Annotated in this window: 1 rRNA gene; it reads left to right on the top strand. The window is 49.7% G+C overall.

Going from position 1 to position 694, the window contains the following annotated elements:
* Positions 1-224: 224 nt before the first annotated feature.
* A 16S ribosomal RNA gene (locus GHO41_RS29445) occupies positions 225-694 on the top strand; the annotation flags it as partial.

The following is a 694-nucleotide window of genomic DNA, read 5'->3' as shown; positions in this document are numbered from 1 at the left end:
GCTTGACAGCAACAGAGGCTGCTGTAGAATGCGCGCCTCGGTTGAGCGAAAGCTTAACCAACCGCTCTTTAACAACTGAATCAAGCAATTCGTGTGGGTGCTTGTGGAGTCAGACTGATAGTCAAAAAGATTATCAGCATCACAAGTTACTCCGCGAGAAATCAAAGATGTAACCAACGATTGCTGAGCCAAGTTTAGGGTTTCTTAAAAACCCAAAGATGTTTGAACTGAAGAGTTTGATCATGGCTCAGATTGAACGCTGGCGGCAGGCCTAACACATGCAAGTCGAGCGGTAGAGAGAAGCTTGCTTCTCTTGAGAGCGGCGGACGGGTGAGTAATACCTAGGAATCTGCCTGATAGTGGGGGATAACGTTCGGAAACGGACGCTAATACCGCATACGTCCTACGGGAGAAAGCAGGGGACCTTCGGGCCTTGCGCTATCAGATGAGCCTAGGTCGGATTAGCTAGTTGGTGAGGTAATGGCTCACCAAGGCTACGATCCGTAACTGGTCTGAGAGGATGATCAGTCACACTGGAACTGAGACACGGTCCAGACTCCTACGGGAGGCAGCAGTGGGGAATATTGGACAATGGGCGAAAGCCTGATCCAGCCATGCCGCGTGTGTGAAGAAGGTCTTCGGATTGTAAAGCACTTTAAGTTGGGAGGAAGGGCAGTAAATTAATACTTTGCTG

The sequence above is a fragment of the Pseudomonas sp. FSL R10-0399 genome, assembly GCF_009600165.1.
GTDB classification, from domain to species: Bacteria; Pseudomonadota; Gammaproteobacteria; order Pseudomonadales; family Pseudomonadaceae; genus Aquipseudomonas; species Aquipseudomonas helleri.
This window is presented reverse-complemented; position numbering and strand designations above follow the sequence as displayed.